Here is a 19,387-nt window from a genome sequence, read left to right on the forward strand (position 1 = left end):
GACTGCTAGAACTGTAGCAACAGCCCGCTCAGGGCTGCCAGCGCCAGCACTTCGAGCACGCCGCGCTTGAAGCGCAGCAGGGCCAGCAGTGCGCCCAGGGCAATCAGTGCCGCCGGCCACTCGAAGTGCCCGGTCCAGCCTTGCGGCCACAGCACATGCCAGGCGAAGAATAGCCCCAGATTAAGAATCACCCCGACGACCGCCGCTGTGATCGCGGTCAAGGGAGCGGTGAATTTCAGCTCGCCGTGAGTCGATTCGACCAGTGGGCCACCGCCCAGGATGAACAGGAACGATGGCAGGAAGGTGAACCAGGTGACCAGCATGGCCGCCAGGGCGCCGCCGAGAAAGGCCGAGTCGGGGCCGAACAGCGGTTGCACGTAGGCGCCGATGAAGCCGACGAAGGCCACCACCATGATCAGTGGCCCCGGCGTGGTTTCGCCGAGGGCCAGGCCGTCGATCATCTGCGTCGGCGTCAGCCAGCCATAGTGCTCGACGGCGCCCTGGTAGACATACGGCAGCACTGCATAGGCGCCACCGAAGGTCAGCAGCGCCGCCTTGCTAAAGAACCAGGCCATCTGCGTCAGCGTGCCGTCCCAGCCGAACAGTGCGCACAGCACGCCCATGGGCAGCAGCCAGAGCAAGCCACCTATTACCAGCAGGCCAAGCAGGCGTGACCAGCGAAAGCGCGCATGTTCCGGGGCGGGCGTCCGGTCGCCGATCAGCGCCGGGCCGAAATCCTGTTGGCTGGCGGCGTGCCCGCCGCTAAGGGCAAAGACCTGTGGCGCCAACCGTCCAGCGATAAAGCCGATCAGGGCCGCACCGAGCACGATCAGCGGGAACGGCAGGTTGAAGGCAAAGATGCCGACAAACGCCGCGGCGGAAATACCCCACAACCAATGGTTTCTCAAGGCGCGTGAGCCGATGCGGTAGGTGGCCTGCAAGACAATCGCGGTGACCGCCGGTTTGATCCCGTAAAACAGCCCGGCCACCAGTGGCAGATCGCTGAAGGCGATATACAGCCAGGACAACCCGATCAGGATGAACAGTGAGGGCAGGACAAACAACACACCGGCGACAATCCCGCCCCAACTGCGGTGCAGCAGCCAGCCCAGGTAAATTGCCAGTTGCTGGGCCTCCGGGCCGGGCAACAGCATGCAGAAGTTCAGCGCGTGCAGGAAACGCCGTTCGGAAATCCAGCGCCGGCGCTCGACCAGCTCCTGATGCATGATCGCGATCTGTCCGGCCGGCCCGCCAAAGCTGATAAAGCCCAGCTTGAGCCAGAAGCGCAGTGCCTGCCTGAAGGATGGGTGTGCTGGGGCGCTAGGGCTGGTCGGCTCGGGCATGGCAAACGGCGGCGAGAGCGAAAGGGGCAGGAACTGTAGCGCAGCGCCCGAGAAAAAGGCTATGTACGCGTTATGGTGAAGACCCGCTTGTCGGTTGGGCGTGGGGTGGGCGTAGGCTGGGCTTTAGCCCACTGCAGGAATGTATCTGGTATTGGTGGGCTAAAGCCCACCCTACGTCCACCCTGCGCGGGGAAAAGCCCGTTCAACCACTAACACAGACAGCGCCAAGAAAAAGCCCGGCCAGCGGGGCTGGTCGGGCTTTTTCTTGGCTGCCGGTGAGCTACGGGTAATCAGCCGCCGCAGCTGCCGCAGCACTCGCCCTTGGACTTGCGCAACATGCGCGCAACATCATCCTTGAGGCTCACGCGCTGCTGCTTGAGGCTGTTCAGGCCGTTTTCGTCTAGCAGTTCGACACCGTCCTCGACACGGCAGATGCGCTTGTCGAGCTCCTCGTACTCGCCGGCAATGCGGGCGAAGTGCTGGTCGCTCTGGCGCAGGTTGTGCAAGGTTTCACGCAGTTCGGGGAAGTCGGTCATCAGTGGGTGGTGGTCTACATGCATGGGGTTGAGCTCCTCTGTTCGGATGGCATCACCGTAGCGCCTGCCAGAGCGGACCATATTGATCCCGGTCAAGCGCACGCTTCGCCGTGAACGCATGGCAGCCTGGCGGTTGGCTGGTTACACTCGACAGTGTCCGCGCGGCCGGCGCACAGGCGCATCCGTTATTTGACTTATCCACTAACGAGCAGGATTTTTTGCATGAGCATACTCAGTGAGTTCAAAGCCTTTGCCGTGAAGGGCAATGTGGTCGACATGGCGGTCGGTATCATCATCGGCGCCGCGTTCGGCAAAATTGTCAGTTCCTTTGTCGGCGATGTGGTCATGCCGCCAATCGGCATGTTGATCGGCGGTGTCGATTTCACCGACCTGGCGATTACCCTCAAGCCGGCGGAAGGTGCGCTACCCGCCGTGCTGCTCAGCTATGGCAAGTTCCTGCAGACGATTTTCGACTTCATCATCGTGGCCTTCGCCATCTTCATGGGGGTCAAGGCGATCAACCGGCTGAAGCGCGAAGACGCGGCCGCCCCCGCCGAACCGGCAGGCCCCACGCCAGACCAGCAGTTGCTCGGCGAAATCCGTGACTTGCTCAAGGGCCGCCAGGACAACCCGTAGCCCTTGCTGGCAGCCCGTTGCGCTGCGCGCGGCACGCCAAAACAAAACCCCGCCGAGGCGGGGTTTTTTGTGCGCACGCAGACCGGCTGGGCCGGCCGCTTGCTGCGGGCTTAGTTGCCGTATACCGGCAGGCGGGCGCAGACGGCCTTGACCTTCTCGCGCACGGCGTCGATCACCGACTCGTCGCCCATGTTCTGCAGGATGTCGCAGATCCAGCCGGCCAGCTCGCGGCACTCGGTTTCGCCGAAGCCACGGGTGGTGACGGCCGGGGTGCCGATGCGCAGACCGGAGGTGACGAACGGCGAGCGCGGATCGTTCGGCACGCTGTTCTTGTTCACCGTGATGAAGGCGCGACCCAGGGCGGCGTCGGCGTCCTTGCCGGTGATGTCCTGCTTGATCAGCGAGAGCAGGAACAAGTGGTTCTGCGTGCCACCAGACACCACATCAAAACCGCGCTCGATAAACACGCTGGCCATCGCCTGGGCGTTCTTCACCACCTGCTGCTGGTAGGTCTTGAACTCGGGCTGCAGGGCTTCCTTGAAGCACACCGCCTTGGCCGCGATGACGTGCTCCAGCGGGCCGCCCTGGCCACCGGGGAACACCGCGGAGTTGAGCTTCTTCTCGATCTCTTCGTTGGCCTTGGCCAGGATCAGGCCGCCACGCGGACCGCGCAGGGTCTTGTGGGTGGTGGTGGTGACCACGTCGGCGAACGGCACCGGGTTCGGGTACACGCCGGCGGCGACCAGGCCGGCCACGTGGGCCATGTCGACGAACAGGTAGGCACCGACCTTGTCGGCGATGGCGCGGAAGCGCGGGAAGTCCAGCACCTGCGAGTAGGCGCTGAAGCCGGCGATGATCATCTTCGGCTTGTGCTCGACGGCCAGGCGCTCGACTTCGTCATAGTCGATCAGGCCGGCATCGGTGATGCCGTACTGCACGGCGTGGTACATCTTGCCGGAGAAGTTGACGCTGGCGCCGTGGGTCAGGTGGCCGCCGTGGGCCAGACTCATGCCCAGCACGGTGTCGCCCGGCTTGACCAGCGCCTGGAACACCGCGGCGTTGGCCTGGGAACCGGCGTGCGGCTGGACGTTGGCGTAGTCGGCGCCGAACAGCTGCTTGGCGCGGTCGATGGCCAGCTGCTCGACGATGTCGACGAACTCGCAGCCACCGTAGTAGCGCTTGCCCGGATAGCCTTCGGCGTACTTGTTGGTCAGCACGCTGCCCTGGGCTTCCATCACCGCCGGGCTGGTGTAGTTCTCGGAAGCAATCAGTTCGATGTGCTCTTCCTGGCGCTGGGCTTCTTGCTCCATGGCGGCAAACAGATCGGCATCGTAGCGGGCGAGGGTCAAATCACGGCTGAACATGGCAGTCACCTGGAAAAATCAGCGGGGCGGGAATAATTGAGGCCGCGGATTCTACCCTATCAGCCGCCCGCTGGCACATGAGCACGGGTCATGTGTCAGACGAACAGTGCTCATGCGTGCCGCTTCGGGGGCTTTCCGGGTGCCGGGCAGGGTGGCGCGGCGGCCTCGCCGGTTTGCCCTGGGCAGTGCATTCCGGTAGCTTTGCAGCCTCTGCGCCAGGCTGTTTGCGGCCCTGGCGCGCTCCCTCTCCTGTCACGGGCAAGCACTATTCCATGGCTCAATACGTTTACACCATGCACCGGCTGTGCAAAGTAGTACCGCCGAAGCGGGAAATTCTGAAGAACATTTCCCTGTCGTTTTTTCCTGGCGCCAAGATTGGCGTGCTCGGCCTCAATGGCTCGGGAAAATCCACCCTGCTGCGTATCATGGCCGGGGTCGACACCGAGTTCGACGGCGAGGCGCGGGCGATGCCCGGGCTGAATATCGGCTACCTGCCGCAGGAGCCGCAGCTGGATCCGGACAAGACCGTACGCGAAGTGGTGGAAGAAGCGGTCAGCGTGATCAAGGACGCCCAGGCGCGCCTGGACCAGGTCTACGCCGCCTATGCCGAGCCGGATGCCGATTTCGACGCACTGGCCGCCGAGCAGGCCAAGCTGGAAGCCATCCTCCAGGCCAGCGATGGTCACAACCTTGAGCGCCAGCTGGAAGTGGCCGCCGATGCCCTGCGCCTGCCGGCCTGGGATGCCCGTGTAGAACATCTTTCCGGTGGCGAGAAGCGCCGCGTGGCGCTCTGTCGTCTGCTGCTGTCGGCGCCGGACATGCTGCTGCTGGACGAACCGACCAACCACCTGGACGCCGACTCGGTGGCCTGGCTGGAGCACTTCCTCCATGACTTCCCCGGCACCGTGGTGGCGATCACCCACGACCGTTACTTCCTCGACAATGTCGCCGGCTGGATCCTCGAGCTCGACCGTGGCCAGGGCATCCCTTACGAGGGCAACTACTCCGGTTGGCTGGAGGCCAAGTCCAACCGCCTGGCGCAGGAATCCAAGCAGCAGTCGGCCCATGAGAAGGCCATGAAGGACGAGCTGGAGTGGGTGCGCAAGGGCGCCAAGGCGCGGCAGTCGAAGTCCAAGGCGCGCTTGCAGCGCTTCGAGGAAATGCAGTCGCAGGAATTCCAGAAACGCAGCGAAACCAATGAGATCTACATCCCGGCCGGTCCGCGCCTGGGCGACAAGGTCATCGAGTTCAAGAACGTGTGCAAGGGCTATGGCGACCGCCTGCTGATCGACAACCTGACCTTCAGCATGCCCAAGGGCGCCATCGTCGGCGTGATCGGCGGCAACGGCGCCGGCAAGTCGACGCTGTTCCGCATGATCATGGGCAAGGAAACCCCGGACTCGGGCAGCATCGAGATCGGCGAAACCGTGCAGCTGGCCTGCGTCGACCAGAGCCGTGATGATCTGGAAGGCGGCAAGACCGTGTGGGAAATGGTTTCCGACGGCTCCGACATGATCAAGATCGGCAACTATGAAGTGCCCTCGCGCACCTACGTCGGCCGTTTCAACTTCAAGGGCGGCGACCAGCAGAAGTTCGTCAAGGATCTTTCCGGCGGTGAGCGCGGCCGCCTGCACCTGGCATTGACCCTCAAGCAGGGCGCCAACGTGCTGCTGCTCGACGAACCGTCCAACGACCTCGACGTGGAAACCCTGCGCTCGCTGGAAGAGGCGCTGCTGGACTTCCCCGGCGCGGCCATCGTGATCTCCCACGATCGCTGGTTCCTCGACCGCGTGGCCACGCACATCCTCGCTTACGAGGACGACTCGCAGGCGGTGTTCTTCGAGGGCAACTACACGGAGTACGAGGCTGATCGCAAGAAGCGCCTTGGCGAGGCCGCTGCCCAGCCACACCGGGTGCGCTTCAAGAAGCTGGCGCAGTAATCCCGGCTGGCAAGCAAAGCCCCGGCCGCAAGGTTGGGGCTTGATTGTGCAGGGCTGGGTGCCCGTCAACTTTGCGGATCGATTCTGCAGGCTGTACGCAGGGTGGCCTGAAGCCCACCCTGCGAGTTGTGTCCAGCACAGGGGCGTGCCTCTTGCGCAGGCTTACTCTGGTTCCGGCGTTTCCGGGCGCCAGCCATAAAGCGCCGTGTAACGCTTTTTTCACGACTGCCTGACATCCGCTTCACCCTCCACTGCCTAACCTCGCGAGCAGTATTCGAAACTGTCCCCGAGGTTCTTGTGCAACTACCGCTGCCATCCAATCGCTCATCCGCGCGCTGGACCTTCAACCTCAGCCGGAACACCCTGACCATGCTGGTTGCGTTGTGGCTGATGCTGACCATGAATGCGACTTTCTGGAGTACGGTCTGGCAAGGCGTCGATGGCTGGTCGAACGGCAACACGTGGTTTCTCGTCAGTCTGCCGCTGGTGGTGTTCTTCTGGTTGTTCGGTCTGCTGAGCCTGCTCTGCTGGGGGCGCGCAACCAAGGTGATGCTTGCGGCATTTCTGCTGATCTCGGCCGCTGGCAGCTACTTCATGTCGAGCTATGGCGTCGTCATCGACTACAGCATGCTGACCAATCTGTTGCAGACCGATCCGGCGGAAGTCGCGGACCTGCTGACCTGGCGGCTGGTCGGTTGGATGGCGCTGCTGGGTGTATTGCCCGTCGTGGTGCTGAGCCGTGCCCGTCTGCTGCAGCGGGGCTGGAAACGCGAGCTGTGGGGCAAGCTGGGTGGCATCGCACTGGCACTGGTCTGCATCGGCACAATGGTCGGCAGCAGCTACCAGTCGTATTCCTCGCTGGTGCGCAATAACCGGGAAATTCGCCTGATGCTGGTGCCGTCCAATCTGGTGGCGGCTGCCCACGGCTATTTGAAACGCAACCTGAGCGGCCCGCACAAGCTCCAGGCTGTTGGCGCGGATGCTTATCGCCTGCTGCCCGGTGGCAAGCCCAAGGTCACCGTGCTGGTGGTCGGGGAGACCGCACGTGCGGCCAATTTCTCGCTTAATGGATACGCGCGTGACACCAATCCCGAGCTGGCACAGCGCGGCGTGATGAACTTTACCAATGCCAGTTCATGCGGGACGGCGACCGCGACCTCGGTGCCGTGCATGTTTCAGGATGTGGGGCGGGAGAATTATCAGGACAGCTACGCCGATAGCCGCGAGGACCTGCTGGACGTATTGCAGCGCGCCGGTATAGCCGTGCTCTGGCGTGACAATAACTCAGGCTGCAAGGGGGCATGCAGCCGGGTCCAGTACGAGGACGTGTCACACATTGATCAGCAGGCGCTGTGTGCGGATGGCGAGTGCCATGACGGGGTTCTGCTCAAGGGGCTGCAGGCCTACCTGGATGGCATTGACCGTGATGCGGTGATAGTCCTGCACATGAAGGGCAGTCATGGCCCGGCCTACTACAAGCGTTACCCGAGCGCTTTCGAGAAATTCACGCCGGTATGCCGCAGCAGCCAGCTCGATCAATGCTCGCGGGAAAGTATCATCAATGCCTATGACAACACCCTGACCTATACCGATCACGTACTGGCGCAGACCATCGACCTGCTGCAGCACAACGCCGGGCGCCTTGATACGGCCATGCTCTACCTGTCCGATCATGGCGAGTCACTCGGCGAGAATGGCATCTACCTGCACGGATTGCCCTACGCCATGGCGCCGCAGGAGCAGACGCACATTCCGATGCTGCTCTGGCTCTCCAAAGGCATGGAGAAACGTCAGGACATTTCCGTCAGCTGTCTGGATGGCAAGCTGGATCAGGCTGCATCACAAGACAACCTGTTTCACTCGGTACTCGGGCTGATGGATGTTCACACGAAAGCCTACCAGCCGGCCCTCGACTTGTTCCGCAGCTGCCGGCCCGAACCGGAGGGCGTCTATGCCCAGCATTCGCTGCAACCCCAGCCTTCAACGTACTGACTTTGTGCGCCCTTTCAGGAGATATGAATGAACAGGCAAACCAGAATACTGCTGCGCATAGCTCTGGCTTTGCTCTGCGGCTTGCCGTTGCAGGTCTTTGCTGCCGCGCCGAGGATCTATGGCTGGGTTGAGGACGGCGTGCTTGAGCCGGAGCATGTGAACGTCAAGCTCAAACTGGATACCGGTGCGCTGACCTCGTCCATGGATGCCCAGGCGCTCAAGCGCTTCACCAAGGATGGCGAGCGCTGGGTGCGCTTCAATGTCGAGGTCAAGGACACCAAAAGCGGCGAGTGGCTGGTGCTGCCGTTCGAGCGCCGCGTCGAGCGCAACATCAAGGTGCGTGGCGCCGGTGGTGCAGACCATCGGCCGGTGGTGCGGATGCAGGTGTGTATCGGCAAGCAGCTGCTCGATGAAGAGTTTTCACTGAACAACCGCAGCAAGATGCTCTATCCGATCCTGATCGGCAGACGCACTCTCGAGCACCTTGGCGCGGTCGATGTGTCGCAGACCTTCACCAGCCAGCCGGACTGCTCCGCAAGCTGAGCAAGCGGCTCAGTAGTGGTACCACTTGAGTTCCAGCAGCACCTCGTTCACCGGGCTGCTGCGCTGGGCGAAGGCGCGCTCGGCGCTGAGGCGCAGGCCGAGGTTGCGGTTGAGCTCCCACTGCTGGTTGAGCGACAGGCTGCGGCGTACCTCGCCGTTGAGAAAGTAGTCGGCGCTGCCTTCCAGGCTCAGGTTGCCCAGTGGGTTGCGCCACAGCAGGCCGCTGTTGAAGCCGCCGGCCGCCGCGACCAGCGGGGCGAACTCGTGGTTGTGTTCGACCCGCGCGGTGGCCAGGGCAAACAGCAGGCTGTTGTCACCCAGTGCCCAGCTGCCACCGCCACCGCCATTCACCTGGCTGACTAATACATCATTCTGGTTTTTACCGAGGACGCGCTGGAAACCGCCATTGACCTGCCACGACCAGGGTTTGAGCAACTGGTTGCGCGGTGTCAGCGAGCGGATGGTGGCGAAGTCCAGCTGTTGCAGTTTCCAGTCGTTGCCCTGGTACTGGCGCAGTTTCAGCTGGGCGATCTCGATCTGGGCGCCCAGCGGGAAGCCGGCCATATTGTCGTTGAGGTCGTGGTAGGCCATGCGCAGGCCGTACTCGGCGAATGCATCATGGTCCCGGCTGCCGCCGCCGAGTTGCCAGGTGCGTGACGGATGCCCTTCTTCCGGCAGTTCGGGGCGGGGGATGTCCAGCGGCTCGGGCGGATTCTGGTTGATCGCGCGCAACAGGTCATAGCTGCGTTTGGCCTGGGCTGCGTCGCGCTCCTGATTTTCTGCGCCATAGCGCAACAGGCGAAATGCGGCATCCTGGATCTGCGCCTGGCGTTCGCGCGGGATGGCCTGGAATGCCGGGTCGGCGAGCGCCTGCTGGTCGACGCTGATGCGCAGCACCCACGCCTGCTCCTCGGGGGCGAGGGGGTCGGCGCGGGCCAGCAGTTCGCGTTCGCGGGACGGGCGAAACTCGATCTGCTCGATCAGGCCGGCCTGTTTCACGCTGCGCACCGTGTCGGTCGGGATTGCCGTGATCGGAAAATCGTCGGTCAGTTCCACCCCGGGCCGGGCGACTTCCAGCAGTTCGAGCAGACGGTAGGAGCAGTTCTCGTCGAAGAAGTAGTAGTCGAACTGGATCTGCCGCAGCTCCCAGACATGCTCGACCATGCGCCCGGTTTCCTCCGGGGTCAGGTTCAGCTGGTACTCCCACAGGTCTCGGTTTTCCAGGCGGCTGTATTCCTTCATCTTGTCGCGGTACGGCACCAGGGCGAATACGCCCGGGTAGCCGCCCATCAGCCCGCGCCACGCATACAGCATGCTGTTGTCGTCGCCTTCGATAAAGGCGCCGAAATTCAGCGCATAGCTGAGCATGGCGGTGTTGTTACTGGCGGCGTCCGCCGGGTCGATGCGCAGCAGGGTATGGCCGAACATCGAGGAAGGGCTGTTCAGGTAGGCGGCCGGGAAGATCAGCACGCTGCTGTGCGGGTTGATGTCGGCATACCAGGCGCGGTACTCGGCACAATCCACGACGGGCAGGTCGGCAAGGGACAGCTGTTCGCGCAGCCAGCGGGTGCGGGCCGGGAAGACGCACTGGGCGTGGCGATCGCCGGGGTTGTCCGGTGACTGAATGGCCTGCAGGGTAGCCTGCAGTTCGGCGGCCGGATCGTCGGGGCCGCTGGCGGAGAGAAAGAACGCGCGGTCGTCGACATAGCTGCGCCAGCCGCCGAGCTTGCCGGTTTCGTAATGCCCCAGGTTTATCCAGTACGGATCGCTGGCCAGTTGTTGCACACGTGCGTCGGGGAGCGTTGCTGCGGCCTGGGCCGGCAGGTTCAGGCACAGGCACAGCGCCAGTCCTGCGGGAAGGCATCTGAGCATGAATGTCGCTTACAGGGGGAGAGGGGTGGCCCGCCCATGGCGGGCGGGCCGGTGCAGGTCAGACCGGGTTGGCGTATTTGGCCAGACGCTGGTCCTGCTTGAGAACAGCCAGGGTCGCGGAATAGACATCCACGGCAGTGGCGTCGGACGAGGTGAAGATTTCGCTGAAGTGTTCGCTGGTGACGCTGGCGAAGTGGTCGCGGTCTTCCGGTGCCACACCCAGTACCACGGCGTAGGTGGTCAGTGCTTCGCCGTTGCCCTTGGCCATGTCTTCGGACAGTTCGTCCATCATGCCGTTGAGGGCGATCATTGGCCGGCCGCCATAGGTCAGGGTGCCGTTGGTGGAGCAGCCATTGGTCCCCGAAGTCATGCCGAAGGTGGCATTGCCGGAAGTGCCGTTGGTGGTGGAAGCGAGGAAGTGGGCAACACCGCCACGCTGGCCCTTGAACAGCATGTTGCCCCAGCCGCAATTCGGGCCGCCGGGTGCTTCGGCGAAGGCGTTGATCGATACGGCGGCGAGCAGGGTACCTAGCAGAATCCGTTTCATGGGTAATCTCTCTTGTTGAATTCGGGGGATTGGGCGCAGACATCATCCTTGCGCTGCACACAGCATTTTCTTTAGCTGACTTGCTGTCAAGGCGCCAGACGTCAAGTTGCGGAGAAACTTGCTGCAGTTGATGCAGGTCAGTGCTAATCCTGTGCTGTTGTCCACACTGCATGCAGACCTACAAGGAGATGCGCCATGAGTAGTTTCGATCCCGCCAGCGCGCTGGAACAACTGTCGCTCGAATACCGCGGGCGCATTGAGGCAATTCGGCGTGACCTGACGAGCAGCCATTCGACCGACTCCGCCGAGCAGGCGGCCGAGCGGCAGAACGACCAGGTGCTTGAGGCGTTGCTGGCCGAAACCGAGGGTGCCCTGCGCCAGGTCGAGCGTGCCCGCGAGCGCCTGCGGGCAGGCACCTACGGAATCTGCAGCAAGTGTGGTGAAGCCATTGGCGCTTCGCGGCTGGCGGCCCTGCCGATGGCCGAGTGCTGCCTGAACTGCGCCGATTGAGTTTGCCCTGGAGAGCACCTTGCCAGTGATGGCGGGGCGGCAGCAGAATGCGGCCATACCGCTGGCCCTGTGCCGCCTGCCACGCAAGGACTCACCATGGCTGCTCCTGTTGCACTCCACCCCCCGCTCAGCCCTGATGAACTGACCCGGCCATTCCTTCCGGAGCAGTTCAATTTCGTTACCACCGAGGATCTGGAGCCGTTTCGCGGAGTCCTCGGCCAGGAGCGCGCGGTTGCCGCCCTGCAGTTTGGTGTGGCGATGCCGCGTGCCGGCTACAACGTCTACGTCATGGGCGAGCCTGGTACCGGGCGCTTCTCCTTCGTGCAGCGCTATCTGCGGGCCGAAGGCAAGCGCCTGCCGACCCCGGCCGACTGGGTTTACGTCAATCATTTCGATGAGCCGCGCGAACCGCGCGCGCTGTGTTTGCCTTCCGGCGAAGGTTGCCGGCTGATCGCCGATATCGGCCAGCTGATCGACAACCTGCTGGCGACTTTCCCGGCCGTATTCGAGACACCGAGCTACCAGCAGAAGAAAAGTGCCATCGATCGGGTGTTCAACCAGCGCTACGACCGTGCCCTGGACGTCATCGAGCGACTGGCGCTGGAGAAGGAAGTAGCCCTGTACCGGGACAGTGCGAATATCGCCTTCACCCCGATGCGCGAGGGCAAGGCGCTCGACGAGGCCGAGTTTTCCCAGCTGCCCGAAGCCGACCGCGAGCGCTTCCATGATGACATTGCCGTGCTCGAGGAACGCCTCAACGAAGAGCTGGCCAGCTTGCCGCAATGGAAGCGCGAAACCAGCAACCAGTTGCGCCAGCTCAACGATGAAACCATTACCCAGGCCCTGCAGCCGCTGCTTTCGCCGCTGGCGGAAAAGTATGCCGACAATGCCGGGGTGGTGGCGTACCTGCAGGCCATGCAGGTCAATCTGCTGAAGACGGTGATCGATCAGCTGGTCGATGACAGCAAGACCGACCCCGTGCGCCGCCTGGTGCTGGAAGAGCAGTACTGCCCCAGCCTGGTGGTCGGGCACGCGGTAAGCGGAGGCGCGCCGGTGGTGTTCGAACCGCATCCGACCTACGACAACCTGTTCGGGCGCATCGAGTACAACACCGACCAGGGCGCGCTCTATACCAGTTACCGGCAGTTGCGCTCCGGCGCGCTGCACCGGGCCAATGGCGGTTACCTGATCGTCGAGGCGGAGAAGCTGCTCAGCGAGCCGTTTGTCTGGGATGCGCTCAAGCGCGCCCTGCATTCGCGCCAGCTGAAGATGGAGTCGCCACTGGCCGAGCTGGGCCGGCTGGCGACAGTGACCCTGACGCCGCAGGTGATTCCGCTGCAGCTGAAGGTGGTGATCATCGGTTCCCGCCAGCTGTATTACACGCTGCAGGATGTCGATCCGGACTTCCAGGAAATGTTCCGCGTGCTGGTGGATTTCGACGAGGACATCCCGCTGGGCGAGGACAGCCTTGAGCAGTTTGCCCAGTTGCTGAAAACCCGCACCTCGGAAGAAGGCATGGCGCCGCTGACCGCCGCGGCGGTGGCGCGCCTGGCGACCTACAGCGCGCGCCTGGCCGAGCACCAGGGGCGCCTGTCGGCGCGTATCGGCGATCTGTTCCAGCTGGTCAGCGAGGCCGACTTCATACGCAATCTGGCGGGGGATGCGATCACTGATGCCGGGCATATCGAACGCGCCCTGCGCGCCAAGGAAACCCGCACCGGGCGGGTGTCGGCGCGCATCCTGGATGACATGCTGGCCGGCATCATCCTGATCGATACCGATGGCGCGGCCGTCGGCAAGTGCAACGGCCTGACGGTGCTGGATGTCGGCGACTCGGCGTTCGGCGTGCCGGCACGGATTTCCGCCACGGTCTATCCCGGCGGCTCGGGCATCGTCGATATCGAGCGCGAGGTCAACCTCGGCCAGCCGATCCACTCCAAGGGCGTGATGATCCTGACCGGCTACCTGGGCAGCCGTTATGCCCAGGAGTTCCCGCTGGAGATTTCCGCGAGCATCGCGCTGGAGCAGTCCTACGGCTATGTGGACGGCGACAGCGCTTCGCTGGGCGAGGTCTGCACGCTGATCTCCGCCTTGTCGCGGCGGCCGCTGAAGCAGTGCTTCGCGATCACCGGCTCGATCAACCAGTTTGGCGAGGTGCAGGCGGTCGGCGGAGTCAACGAGAAAATCGAGGGCTTCTTTCGTCTGTGTGAGGCGCGCGGCCTGACCGGTGAGCAGGGCGTGATCATTCCGCGCTCCAATGTGACCACCCTGATGCTCGATGAGCGCGTGCTGCAGGCCGTGCGTGCCGGCATTTTCCAGGTGTATGCAGTGAAACGGGTGGACGAGGCGCTCAGCCTGCTGATCGGCGAACCGGCCGGGGCGCTGGACGAACAGGGCCGGTTCGCCGAAGGCAGCGTGAATGCGCGGGTGGTCGAGCGCTTGCGCGAGATCGCCGAGATGGACATGGATGACGAGGACAAGCCAACGGTTGCGGAGGAGAAGCCGGTGGCGGCTGCCCGCAAGCCGGCGCGCAAGAAAACGCCACCACCGGCGGCGGGCTGAGCGTTTTCTGTACGATCCCGTGCAATGCCAGGCAGGACTGGGCCGCCGCTGGTTTTCCGAAGGACGTCCACAAGGTTATCCACACCTGCTGGGGATAACCGCCGGCCTTTCGCTGTGTGGTGCGCGGGTGTAGCCTGAAAGCTGGGTTCTCAGAGGGTCGCAGCCATGCCGCGCAACCTGATTCTGATTCGCAACTGCTCCGGTATCAGTACCCGGATCGAGTGCGAGATTCGCCCGCTGGCCGGTGACCGCGGCCTGTGGACGCTGCTTTGTGCGGCCGGAATGGCCGGCGCCCAGCCCTCCGCGATCAAGGCGCAGGGGCCGTTTCACGGGCCTTGCGTCGCCGAGGGGCTGCTGGCCTCGGTTGCGGCAAGCCTGGCCGTGCAGGGTTATGTCGTGTCGGAAGAGCCGCCAATCTGGTGTCTGCACCTGCAGGCCGAGCTGCGCCGGCTGAATGCCGAGCGTTGCCAGCATCTGGGTGACTTCCAGTTTCGCCCAGACCCTTGAGCCGGCGTTGTTTGTCGAGCGCCAGCCGGCCTTGCCGGCAAGGCTTCAGCCGGCATTTGTGGATATTGTGCACAGAGTTATCCACAGGCCTCGGGCGGCTAGTTTCAGCCCTTTCGCCAGGCAGCCTTGTTAGCGCATTTGCGCTAGGTATACTCGAGGCCGTTTTTGACTGATCGATGGAAGCCCAATGGAACGCATTCTTGAAAACGCCATGTATGCCTCGCGCTGGCTGCTGGCACCGATCTACTTTGGCTTGTCGCTGGCGCTGTTGGCGCTGGCGCTGAAGTTTTTCCAGGAAATCTTTCATATCCTGCCGGCTGTGTTCAGCCTCGAAGAGGCATCGCTGATTCTCAAACTGCTCTCGCTGATCGACATGGCGCTGGTCGGCGGTCTGCTGGTGATGGTGATGATCTCCGGCTACGAGAACTTCGTATCCCAACTGGATGTCGAGGAGGGCAAGGAAAAGCTCAGTTGGCTGGGCAAGATGGATTCCGGTTCGCTGAAGATGAAGGTTGCCGCATCCATCGTGGCGATTTCCTCGATTCACTTGCTGAAGATGTTCATGGATGCGAAGAACATCGATGACTCCAAGCTCATGTGGTACGTGATCATCCACATGACCTTTGTCGTGTCAGCGTTTGCCATGGGCTATCTGGACAAGCTGACCAAGCACGATCATTGATTGGTTGAAATGCCTGGAAGCCGCCCGTCTGTTGCGAAACAGACGGGCGGTTTGCTTTTGGCTGTACAGGGCCGGTTATCTATACGATATTTGTACATAATCTAATGCGCGTAGAGGTATTGGTCGCCCATGAAACTTGCAGCGCTGCACCTCAATGCCCTGCGTGGTGACGTAGCGGCTCTTGATCTGATCTCCCTTGAGGGGGGAACCTATATCCTCGAGGCAAGGGTGCTCGGCGGCCGTCTGTCGATCCGCGACGAGCAGGGCCGGATCCTGCATTTTCGCTCTGTCGAGCATGCCCGTGATTTCTTGCATGACTTTCCGCGGGTGCCTTTCCATCTGGTCCACGCCGAGATACACGATGAAATGATCGGCATGCCGGTGGTTGCCCATGAACCCTTGCGCGTACCCATCTCGCTGCGCTCTTCCTGGTGAGATGCCGGCTGCCGGGGGTGCTTGGAAGGCGGCTGGCTGTGCTAGTCTTGCCGGCCATTTTTATGCACCCAGGAGCCGGTCATGTCCGCAGTCGATCTTTCCACCGATGAAACCCGTGTCAGTTACGGCATTGGCCGCCAGATGGGCGACCAGCTGCGCGACAATCCGCCGCCCGGCCTGAATCTCGATGCTCTGGTAGCAGGCCTGAAGGATGCGCATGCGGGCACTGCCAGCCAGGTTTCGGCAGAAGCGCTGAGTGCCAGTTTCCGTGTCATTCGCGAGATCATGCAGGCAGATGCGGCGGCCAAGGCCGAGGCGGCGGCGGGTGCCGGCCGTGCCTATCTGGCGGAAAATGCCCGGCGTGAAGGCGTGACCGTCCTGCCGTCCGGCTTGCAGTTCGAAGTGCTGGTGGCCGGTACAGGCGCCAGGCCCGGGCCGCAGGATCAGGTGCGCACGCATTACCATGGCACCCTGATTGACGGCACTGTCTTCGACAGTTCCTACGAGCGCGGCGAGCCGGCCGAGTTTCCGGTCAGCGGCGTGATTGCCGGCTGGGTCGAGGCGTTGCAGCTGATGAATACCGGCAGCAAGTGGCGCCTGTACGTACCCAGCGAGCTGGCCTATGGCGGCCAGGCGGCAGGCAGCATTCCGCCGCACAGCGCGCTGGTGTTCGATGTCGAGTTGCTCGACATCCTCTGAAGCCCCGGCAGGGTCGGGCTGCACTGGCGGAGGCCCTGCCATCATCCGTTGTGAGGACTCCATGCGCGTCGCCCGATGGTTTGTCCCGGCTGCACTGTGCCTGCTGCTTTGCGCTTGCGTCTCGTCGTTGCTGATCGGCAACCAGCTGCAGAGTCGCCTGATGTGGGCGGTGCTCAGGCCGCTGGTGGGCTTCGATCCCAATCAGGTAAACCTGTTCGAAATCCCGCAGGTGCATGAGCGGATGACGGAGTTGCTCGGGGATTACTATGAGCCAACCGTGGCCTTGCTGCGTACTGCCGACAAGATCCAACAGGAGGGTGCGCTGATCTATGTGACGTCCCGCGTGCTTGAGGAGATCACGACAGTGCCGCTGCCCGCAGAGGCGCAAGCGGTGCAGGAGCAGGTCGAGCAGGTTCGGCAGGCGCAAGAGCAGGTCGGCCAGTTGCAGGAGCAGGTCACGCAGGCCCGGGAGCAGGTGCAGGTGTTGCGCAGCGCCGCCGGCATGGTCTGGAATGCCGATACCAATCAGCTGGCGGTGCTGCTGGTGGAGCGCGGTGTCAGCAAGGTGTTCGCCGAGCAGCCACAAGGCGGTGCGCCGGTGGAGCCGGTCTGGCCGGTCGCGATGCAGCCGTTGCTCCAGCTCGAGCCGGCCGCCGTGGCGCCGTAATGAAGCCGGGGTGGCCCGCAGCGCACATGCAACATGCAGACTGAGTAAATCCGGGGCAGGATGTCCGCAGCGGCTGGCAGGCCGATAATGCCTCGCCAGCGTTTTTCAATGGTGCTGACCCAGTTATGTGTTGCTAGCCACTTTCTCGCTTTCTGTAGGAGCCAGCTTGCTGGCGAGAGGCTATGCCAGCGCATCGCGAGCAAGCTCGCTCCTACAAAAAAGCTCCGCAACACGTAACTGGGACATAGCCATTTTCAATGGCCTGTTAGGGGGCCGGACGCAAGGTTCGGGCGTGACAAAACAGGAACAACTGGCGGATCAACCCCTTGAGCTTGAGCAGTTCGTTGGTCAGCAAATCATCGAGGTGTAGCTCACCCTGTTCGCGCATTTCCAGCAAGTCGGCTTCGTCCAGCCTGGCGCAGACGTTACCTGTTGCACTTTCAATAATACGCAGACAGGGGTTCGAGCGTTCCAGCCAGGCATCAATCAGATAGGTCATGCTGTTCTCCTTGAGGATTTATCGAGAATAATTCCTATTTGTATTTATGCAAGGAAAATCTGTAACCGCTGGACAGAAAAAAGCCCATCACGGAGATGGGCTTGTGAACGCTGCGCTGCGATCAGTTGCTGCGGTCGACCGCAAAGTGCGTCAGTTCGATCAGCGCGTTGCGGTATTCGCTGGGGGGCAGGCTGTCCAGGCAGGTGATCGCGCGGTCGGCATACTCGCGAGCCAGTTGAGCGGTGTAGTCCAGCGATCCGGCCGCCTCGACGGCTGCGCGGATACCTTCCAGGTCCTGGCTGCCGCCCTGCTGGATGGCCTTGCGCACCAGCTCGGCCTGCGCCGCAGTGCCTTCGCGCATGGCGTGAATCAGTGGCAGGGTCGGCTTGCCCTCGGCCAGGTCATCGCCAACATTCTTGCCCAGCGCCTCGGCATCGCCGCGATAATCCAGCAGGTCATCCATCAGCTGGAAGGCCACGCCCAGGTGATCGCCAAAGATGCGCAGGGCTTCTGCCTGCTCTGCGCTGCAGCCGGCCAGAACCGCGGCGCTGTGGGTGGACGCTTCGAAGAGCATGGCGGTCTTGCCGCGAATCACGTCCATGTAGGTTGCTTCGCTGGTGCTGGCGTCGCGCACCTTGGACAGTTGCAGTACTTCGCCTTCAGCGATGATGCGGGTTGCCTGGGAAAGGATTTGCATCACCGGCATCGAGCCGAGCTCGACCATCATTTCGAAGGAGCGCGAATACAGGAAATCGCCGACCAGTACGCTGGGCGCATTGCCCCACTGGGCATTGGCGGTGGCCCGGCCGCGGCGCATGCCGGACATGTCGACCACGTCGTCATGCAGCAGGGTGGCGGTGTGCAGGAATTCGATGGTGGCAGCCAGCAGGCGCAGGTCGTCGCCGTCCTTGCCCAGGGCCTTGCCGCACAGCAGCACCAGCAGCGGGCGCAGGCGCTTGCCGCCGGCGGAGGTAATATAGGCGGCGATTTTCTCGACCAGAGGCACGCGCGAAGTCAGCTGGAGCTTGATGATCCCGTCGACTGCGAGAAAGTCGTCGGCCACTACTTGGGAGAAAGCCTGGGGTTGCATCGGCGCGGGTGCTCCTGTGGGGTAGCGCGGCATGCTATGGGGCAGGTGCTGGAGTGTCAAGGCAAGTGCTTGCAGTGCTTGCGGAGCGCTGCCGGCTTGCGTACAATCGCGGCCCCTGAACTTCCCTGGGCATTTTTCCTGCCTTACGCAATTGCACGGGTGTCAAATCCGGCCCCATGCAGCCATGCCGACCCATACCTATTTCTATAAAGCGTCGGGTGAGCAGGTTTTACGGAGAAAATCCATGTACGCAGTAATTGTTACCGGTGGCAAGCAATACAAAGTCGCCGAGGGTGAATTCCTCAAGATCGAGAAGCTGGAAATCGCTACTGGCGAATCCGTGACTTTCGATCGTGTTCTGCTGATCGGCAACGGCGATGACGTTCAGATCGGTGCTCCGGTGGTTAACGGTGCAAAAGTTGTCGCTGAAGTGGTCGCTCAAGGCCGTCACGACAAGATCCGCATCATCAAGTTCCGTCGTCGTAAGCACCACATGAAGCGTCAAGGTCACCGTCAGTGGTACACCGAGATCAAAATCACCGGTATTCAGGCCTGATTTTTTCAGTCTGATCCTCAATTTGGAGTATTGAACTCATGGCACACAAAAAAGCTGGCGGTTCTACCCGCAACGGCCGCGACTCGGAAAGCAAACGCCTTGGCGTGAAGCTGTTCGGCGGCCAGGCCATCAAGGCCGGCAACATTATCGTGCGTCAGCGCGGTACCCAGTTCCACGCCGGTTTCGGTGTTGGCATGGGTAAAGACCACACCCTGTTCGCGAAAGTGGAAGGCGTGGTCAAGTTTGAAGTGAAGGGCGCCTTCGGTCGTCGCTACGTAAGCGTCGTAGCCGCTTAATAGCGTCTTCGCTGGAAAAGCCCTGTCTAGCGACGGGGCTTTTTTGTTTCTGTGGTGCCGAAACCCTGCTGCTGCAAGGTATCGCGCTACCCTGTGTTCTGATCCATTAAC

20 protein-coding genes are annotated in these 19,387 nt (G+C 62.5%); 13 read left to right on the forward strand and 7 right to left on the reverse strand.

Annotation, left to right across the window (positions count from 1 at the left end):
* Positions 1 to 5: 5 nt before the first annotated feature.
* Both chrA and ISX93_RS08970 read right to left on the reverse strand, forming a co-directional pair.
* Positions 6 to 1,343 carry a chromate efflux transporter gene (gene chrA / locus ISX93_RS08965; protein WP_195778386.1) on the reverse strand — a complete coding sequence of 446 codons (1,338 nt, stop codon included), beginning with the start codon at positions 1,341 to 1,343 and terminating at the stop codon, positions 6 to 8.
* A 290-nt stretch (positions 1,344 to 1,633) separates the two neighbouring features.
* Positions 1,634 to 1,903 carry a YdcH family protein gene (locus ISX93_RS08970; protein ID WP_195778387.1) on the reverse strand — a complete coding sequence of 90 codons (270 nt, stop codon included), beginning with the start codon at positions 1,901 to 1,903 and terminating at the stop codon, positions 1,634 to 1,636.
* Positions 1,904 to 2,101: 198 nt separating this feature from the next.
* On the opposite strand from ISX93_RS08970, the gene mscL reads away from it, so the two are divergent.
* On the forward strand, positions 2,102 to 2,515 hold the full coding sequence (gene mscL, locus ISX93_RS08975; RefSeq protein WP_195778388.1) for a large-conductance mechanosensitive channel protein MscL: 414 nt from the start codon (positions 2,102 to 2,104) through the stop codon (positions 2,513 to 2,515).
* Between the two features lie 110 nt (positions 2,516 to 2,625).
* On the opposite strand, the gene glyA is transcribed toward mscL, so the two are convergent.
* Positions 2,626 to 3,879, reverse strand: a complete 1,254-nt coding sequence (glyA, locus tag ISX93_RS08980) for a serine hydroxymethyltransferase (RefSeq protein WP_195778389.1) — start codon at positions 3,877 to 3,879, stop codon at positions 2,626 to 2,628.
* A 272-nt stretch (positions 3,880 to 4,151) separates the two neighbouring features.
* Between glyA and ettA the strand changes: the two genes are divergently transcribed.
* The 3 genes from ettA to rloA3 all read left to right on the forward strand — a co-directional run bounded on the left by ettA (position 4,152) and on the right by rloA3 (position 8,354).
* Positions 4,152 to 5,819, forward strand: a complete 1,668-nt coding sequence (gene ettA, locus ISX93_RS08985) for an energy-dependent translational throttle protein EttA (RefSeq protein WP_195778390.1) — start codon at positions 4,152 to 4,154, stop codon at positions 5,817 to 5,819.
* 297 nt (positions 5,820 to 6,116) lie between these two features.
* On the forward strand, positions 6,117 to 7,811 hold the full coding sequence (locus tag ISX93_RS08990) for a phosphoethanolamine transferase (RefSeq protein ID WP_308705312.1): 1,695 nt from the start codon (positions 6,117 to 6,119) through the stop codon (positions 7,809 to 7,811).
* 27 nt (positions 7,812 to 7,838) lie between these two features.
* Positions 7,839 to 8,354, forward strand: a complete 516-nt coding sequence (gene rloA3 / locus ISX93_RS08995; protein WP_195778391.1) for a retropepsin-like aspartic peptidase RloA3 — start codon at positions 7,839 to 7,841, stop codon at positions 8,352 to 8,354.
* A gap of 9 nt (positions 8,355 to 8,363) precedes the next feature.
* Here rloA3 and ISX93_RS09000 read toward each other — a convergent pair whose 3' ends face one another.
* Together ISX93_RS09000 and ISX93_RS09005 are read right to left on the reverse strand one after the other, a co-directional pair.
* Positions 8,364 to 10,226, reverse strand: a complete 1,863-nt coding sequence (locus ISX93_RS09000) for an Lnb N-terminal periplasmic domain-containing protein (protein WP_195778392.1) — start codon at positions 10,224 to 10,226, stop codon at positions 8,364 to 8,366.
* Positions 10,227 to 10,284: 58 nt separating this feature from the next.
* On the reverse strand, positions 10,285 to 10,773 hold the full coding sequence (locus tag ISX93_RS09005; protein ID WP_195778393.1) for a DUF3015 domain-containing protein: 489 nt from the start codon (positions 10,771 to 10,773) through the stop codon (positions 10,285 to 10,287).
* Positions 10,774 to 10,968: 195 nt separating this feature from the next.
* Between ISX93_RS09005 and ISX93_RS09010 the strand changes: the two genes are divergently transcribed.
* The 7 genes from ISX93_RS09010 (at position 10,969) to ISX93_RS09040 (ending at position 16,835) form a co-directional block, all read left to right on the forward strand.
* Complete coding sequence (locus tag ISX93_RS09010) at positions 10,969 to 11,283, forward strand: TraR/DksA family transcriptional regulator (protein ID WP_195778394.1); 315 nt, start codon at positions 10,969 to 10,971, stop codon at positions 11,281 to 11,283.
* A gap of 96 nt (positions 11,284 to 11,379) precedes the next feature.
* Positions 11,380 to 13,845, forward strand: coding sequence for a Lon protease family protein (locus ISX93_RS09015; RefSeq protein ID WP_195778395.1), 2,466 nt, complete (start codon positions 11,380 to 11,382; stop codon positions 13,843 to 13,845).
* A gap of 165 nt (positions 13,846 to 14,010) precedes the next feature.
* Positions 14,011 to 14,352: a PA4575 family protein gene (locus tag ISX93_RS09020; protein WP_195778396.1), complete on the forward strand. Its 342-nt coding sequence runs from the start codon at positions 14,011 to 14,013 to the stop codon at positions 14,350 to 14,352.
* 187 nt (positions 14,353 to 14,539) lie between these two features.
* Positions 14,540 to 15,034: a TIGR00645 family protein gene (locus ISX93_RS09025; protein WP_195778397.1), complete on the forward strand. Its 495-nt coding sequence runs from the start codon at positions 14,540 to 14,542 to the stop codon at positions 15,032 to 15,034.
* Between the two features lie 129 nt (positions 15,035 to 15,163).
* Complete coding sequence (locus tag ISX93_RS09030; protein WP_195778398.1) at positions 15,164 to 15,469, forward strand: DUF6482 family protein; 306 nt, start codon at positions 15,164 to 15,166, stop codon at positions 15,467 to 15,469.
* 81 nt (positions 15,470 to 15,550) lie between these two features.
* A complete protein-coding gene (locus ISX93_RS09035) occupies positions 15,551 to 16,168 on the forward strand; it encodes an FKBP-type peptidyl-prolyl cis-trans isomerase (protein WP_195778399.1) in 618 nt (205 codons plus the stop codon).
* Between the two features lie 61 nt (positions 16,169 to 16,229).
* Positions 16,230 to 16,835 (forward strand): hypothetical protein, encoded by a 606-nt coding sequence (locus ISX93_RS09040; protein ID WP_195778400.1) that lies wholly within the window; start codon positions 16,230 to 16,232, stop codon positions 16,833 to 16,835.
* Between the two features lie 265 nt (positions 16,836 to 17,100).
* On the opposite strand, the gene ISX93_RS09045 is transcribed toward ISX93_RS09040, so the two are convergent.
* The gene (locus ISX93_RS09045; protein WP_195778401.1) at positions 17,101 to 17,334 is read right to left on the reverse strand and encodes a hypothetical protein; all 234 of its coding nucleotides are present in this window, start codon (positions 17,332 to 17,334) and stop codon (positions 17,101 to 17,103) included.
* Between the two features lie 121 nt (positions 17,335 to 17,455).
* Positions 17,456 to 18,424: a polyprenyl synthetase family protein gene (locus ISX93_RS09050; RefSeq protein ID WP_195778402.1), complete on the reverse strand. Its 969-nt coding sequence runs from the start codon at positions 18,422 to 18,424 to the stop codon at positions 17,456 to 17,458.
* 244 nt (positions 18,425 to 18,668) lie between these two features.
* On the opposite strand from ISX93_RS09050, the gene rplU reads away from it, so the two are divergent.
* Both rplU and rpmA read left to right on the forward strand, forming a co-directional pair.
* Positions 18,669 to 18,980, forward strand: a complete 312-nt coding sequence (rplU, locus tag ISX93_RS09055; RefSeq protein ID WP_195778403.1) for a 50S ribosomal protein L21 — start codon at positions 18,669 to 18,671, stop codon at positions 18,978 to 18,980.
* A gap of 38 nt (positions 18,981 to 19,018) precedes the next feature.
* Positions 19,019 to 19,276 (forward strand): 50S ribosomal protein L27, encoded by a 258-nt coding sequence (gene rpmA, locus ISX93_RS09060; protein ID WP_195778404.1) that lies wholly within the window; start codon positions 19,019 to 19,021, stop codon positions 19,274 to 19,276.
* The last annotated feature ends 111 nt before the right edge of the window (positions 19,277 to 19,387 follow it).

The sequence above is a fragment of the Pseudomonas sp. N040 genome (assembly GCF_015637705.1).
In the GTDB taxonomy this organism is placed as follows: Bacteria; Pseudomonadota; Gammaproteobacteria; order Pseudomonadales; family Pseudomonadaceae; genus Aquipseudomonas.

What these genes read in the sequence shown, in the direction of transcription:
- ISX93_RS09045 (WP_195778401.1), bottom strand. Translation starts at nt 17,334, where the DNA reads ATGACCTATCTGATTGATGCCTGGCTGGAACGCTCGAACCCCTGTCTG.
- ISX93_RS09025 (WP_195778397.1), top strand. Translation starts at nt 14,540, where the DNA reads ATGGAACGCATTCTTGAAAACGCCATGTATGCCTCGCGCTGGCTGCTG.
- ISX93_RS09000 (WP_195778392.1), bottom strand. Translation starts at nt 10,226, where the DNA reads ATGCTCAGATGCCTTCCCGCAGGACTGGCGCTGTGCCTGTGCCTGAAC.
- ISX93_RS09020 (WP_195778396.1), top strand. Translation starts at nt 14,011, where the DNA reads ATGCCGCGCAACCTGATTCTGATTCGCAACTGCTCCGGTATCAGTACC.
- ISX93_RS09005 (WP_195778393.1), bottom strand. Translation starts at nt 10,773, where the DNA reads ATGAAACGGATTCTGCTAGGTACCCTGCTCGCCGCCGTATCGATCAAC.
- rplU (WP_195778403.1), top strand. Translation starts at nt 18,669, where the DNA reads ATGTACGCAGTAATTGTTACCGGTGGCAAGCAATACAAAGTCGCCGAG.
- rpmA (WP_195778404.1), top strand. Translation starts at nt 19,019, where the DNA reads ATGGCACACAAAAAAGCTGGCGGTTCTACCCGCAACGGCCGCGACTCG.
- rloA3 (WP_195778391.1), top strand. Translation starts at nt 7,839, where the DNA reads ATGAACAGGCAAACCAGAATACTGCTGCGCATAGCTCTGGCTTTGCTC.
- ISX93_RS09050 (WP_195778402.1), bottom strand. Translation starts at nt 18,424, where the DNA reads ATGCAACCCCAGGCTTTCTCCCAAGTAGTGGCCGACGACTTTCTCGCA.
- ISX93_RS09010 (WP_195778394.1), top strand. Translation starts at nt 10,969, where the DNA reads ATGAGTAGTTTCGATCCCGCCAGCGCGCTGGAACAACTGTCGCTCGAA.
- ISX93_RS08970 (WP_195778387.1), bottom strand. Translation starts at nt 1,903, where the DNA reads ATGCATGTAGACCACCACCCACTGATGACCGACTTCCCCGAACTGCGT.
- ettA (WP_195778390.1), top strand. Translation starts at nt 4,152, where the DNA reads ATGGCTCAATACGTTTACACCATGCACCGGCTGTGCAAAGTAGTACCG.
- chrA (WP_195778386.1), bottom strand. Translation starts at nt 1,343, where the DNA reads ATGCCCGAGCCGACCAGCCCTAGCGCCCCAGCACACCCATCCTTCAGG.
- glyA (WP_195778389.1), bottom strand. Translation starts at nt 3,879, where the DNA reads ATGTTCAGCCGTGATTTGACCCTCGCCCGCTACGATGCCGATCTGTTT.
- mscL (WP_195778388.1), top strand. Translation starts at nt 2,102, where the DNA reads ATGAGCATACTCAGTGAGTTCAAAGCCTTTGCCGTGAAGGGCAATGTG.
- ISX93_RS09030 (WP_195778398.1), top strand. Translation starts at nt 15,164, where the DNA reads ATGAAACTTGCAGCGCTGCACCTCAATGCCCTGCGTGGTGACGTAGCG.
- ISX93_RS09035 (WP_195778399.1), top strand. Translation starts at nt 15,551, where the DNA reads ATGTCCGCAGTCGATCTTTCCACCGATGAAACCCGTGTCAGTTACGGC.
- ISX93_RS09040 (WP_195778400.1), top strand. Translation starts at nt 16,230, where the DNA reads ATGCGCGTCGCCCGATGGTTTGTCCCGGCTGCACTGTGCCTGCTGCTT.
- ISX93_RS09015 (WP_195778395.1), top strand. Translation starts at nt 11,380, where the DNA reads ATGGCTGCTCCTGTTGCACTCCACCCCCCGCTCAGCCCTGATGAACTG.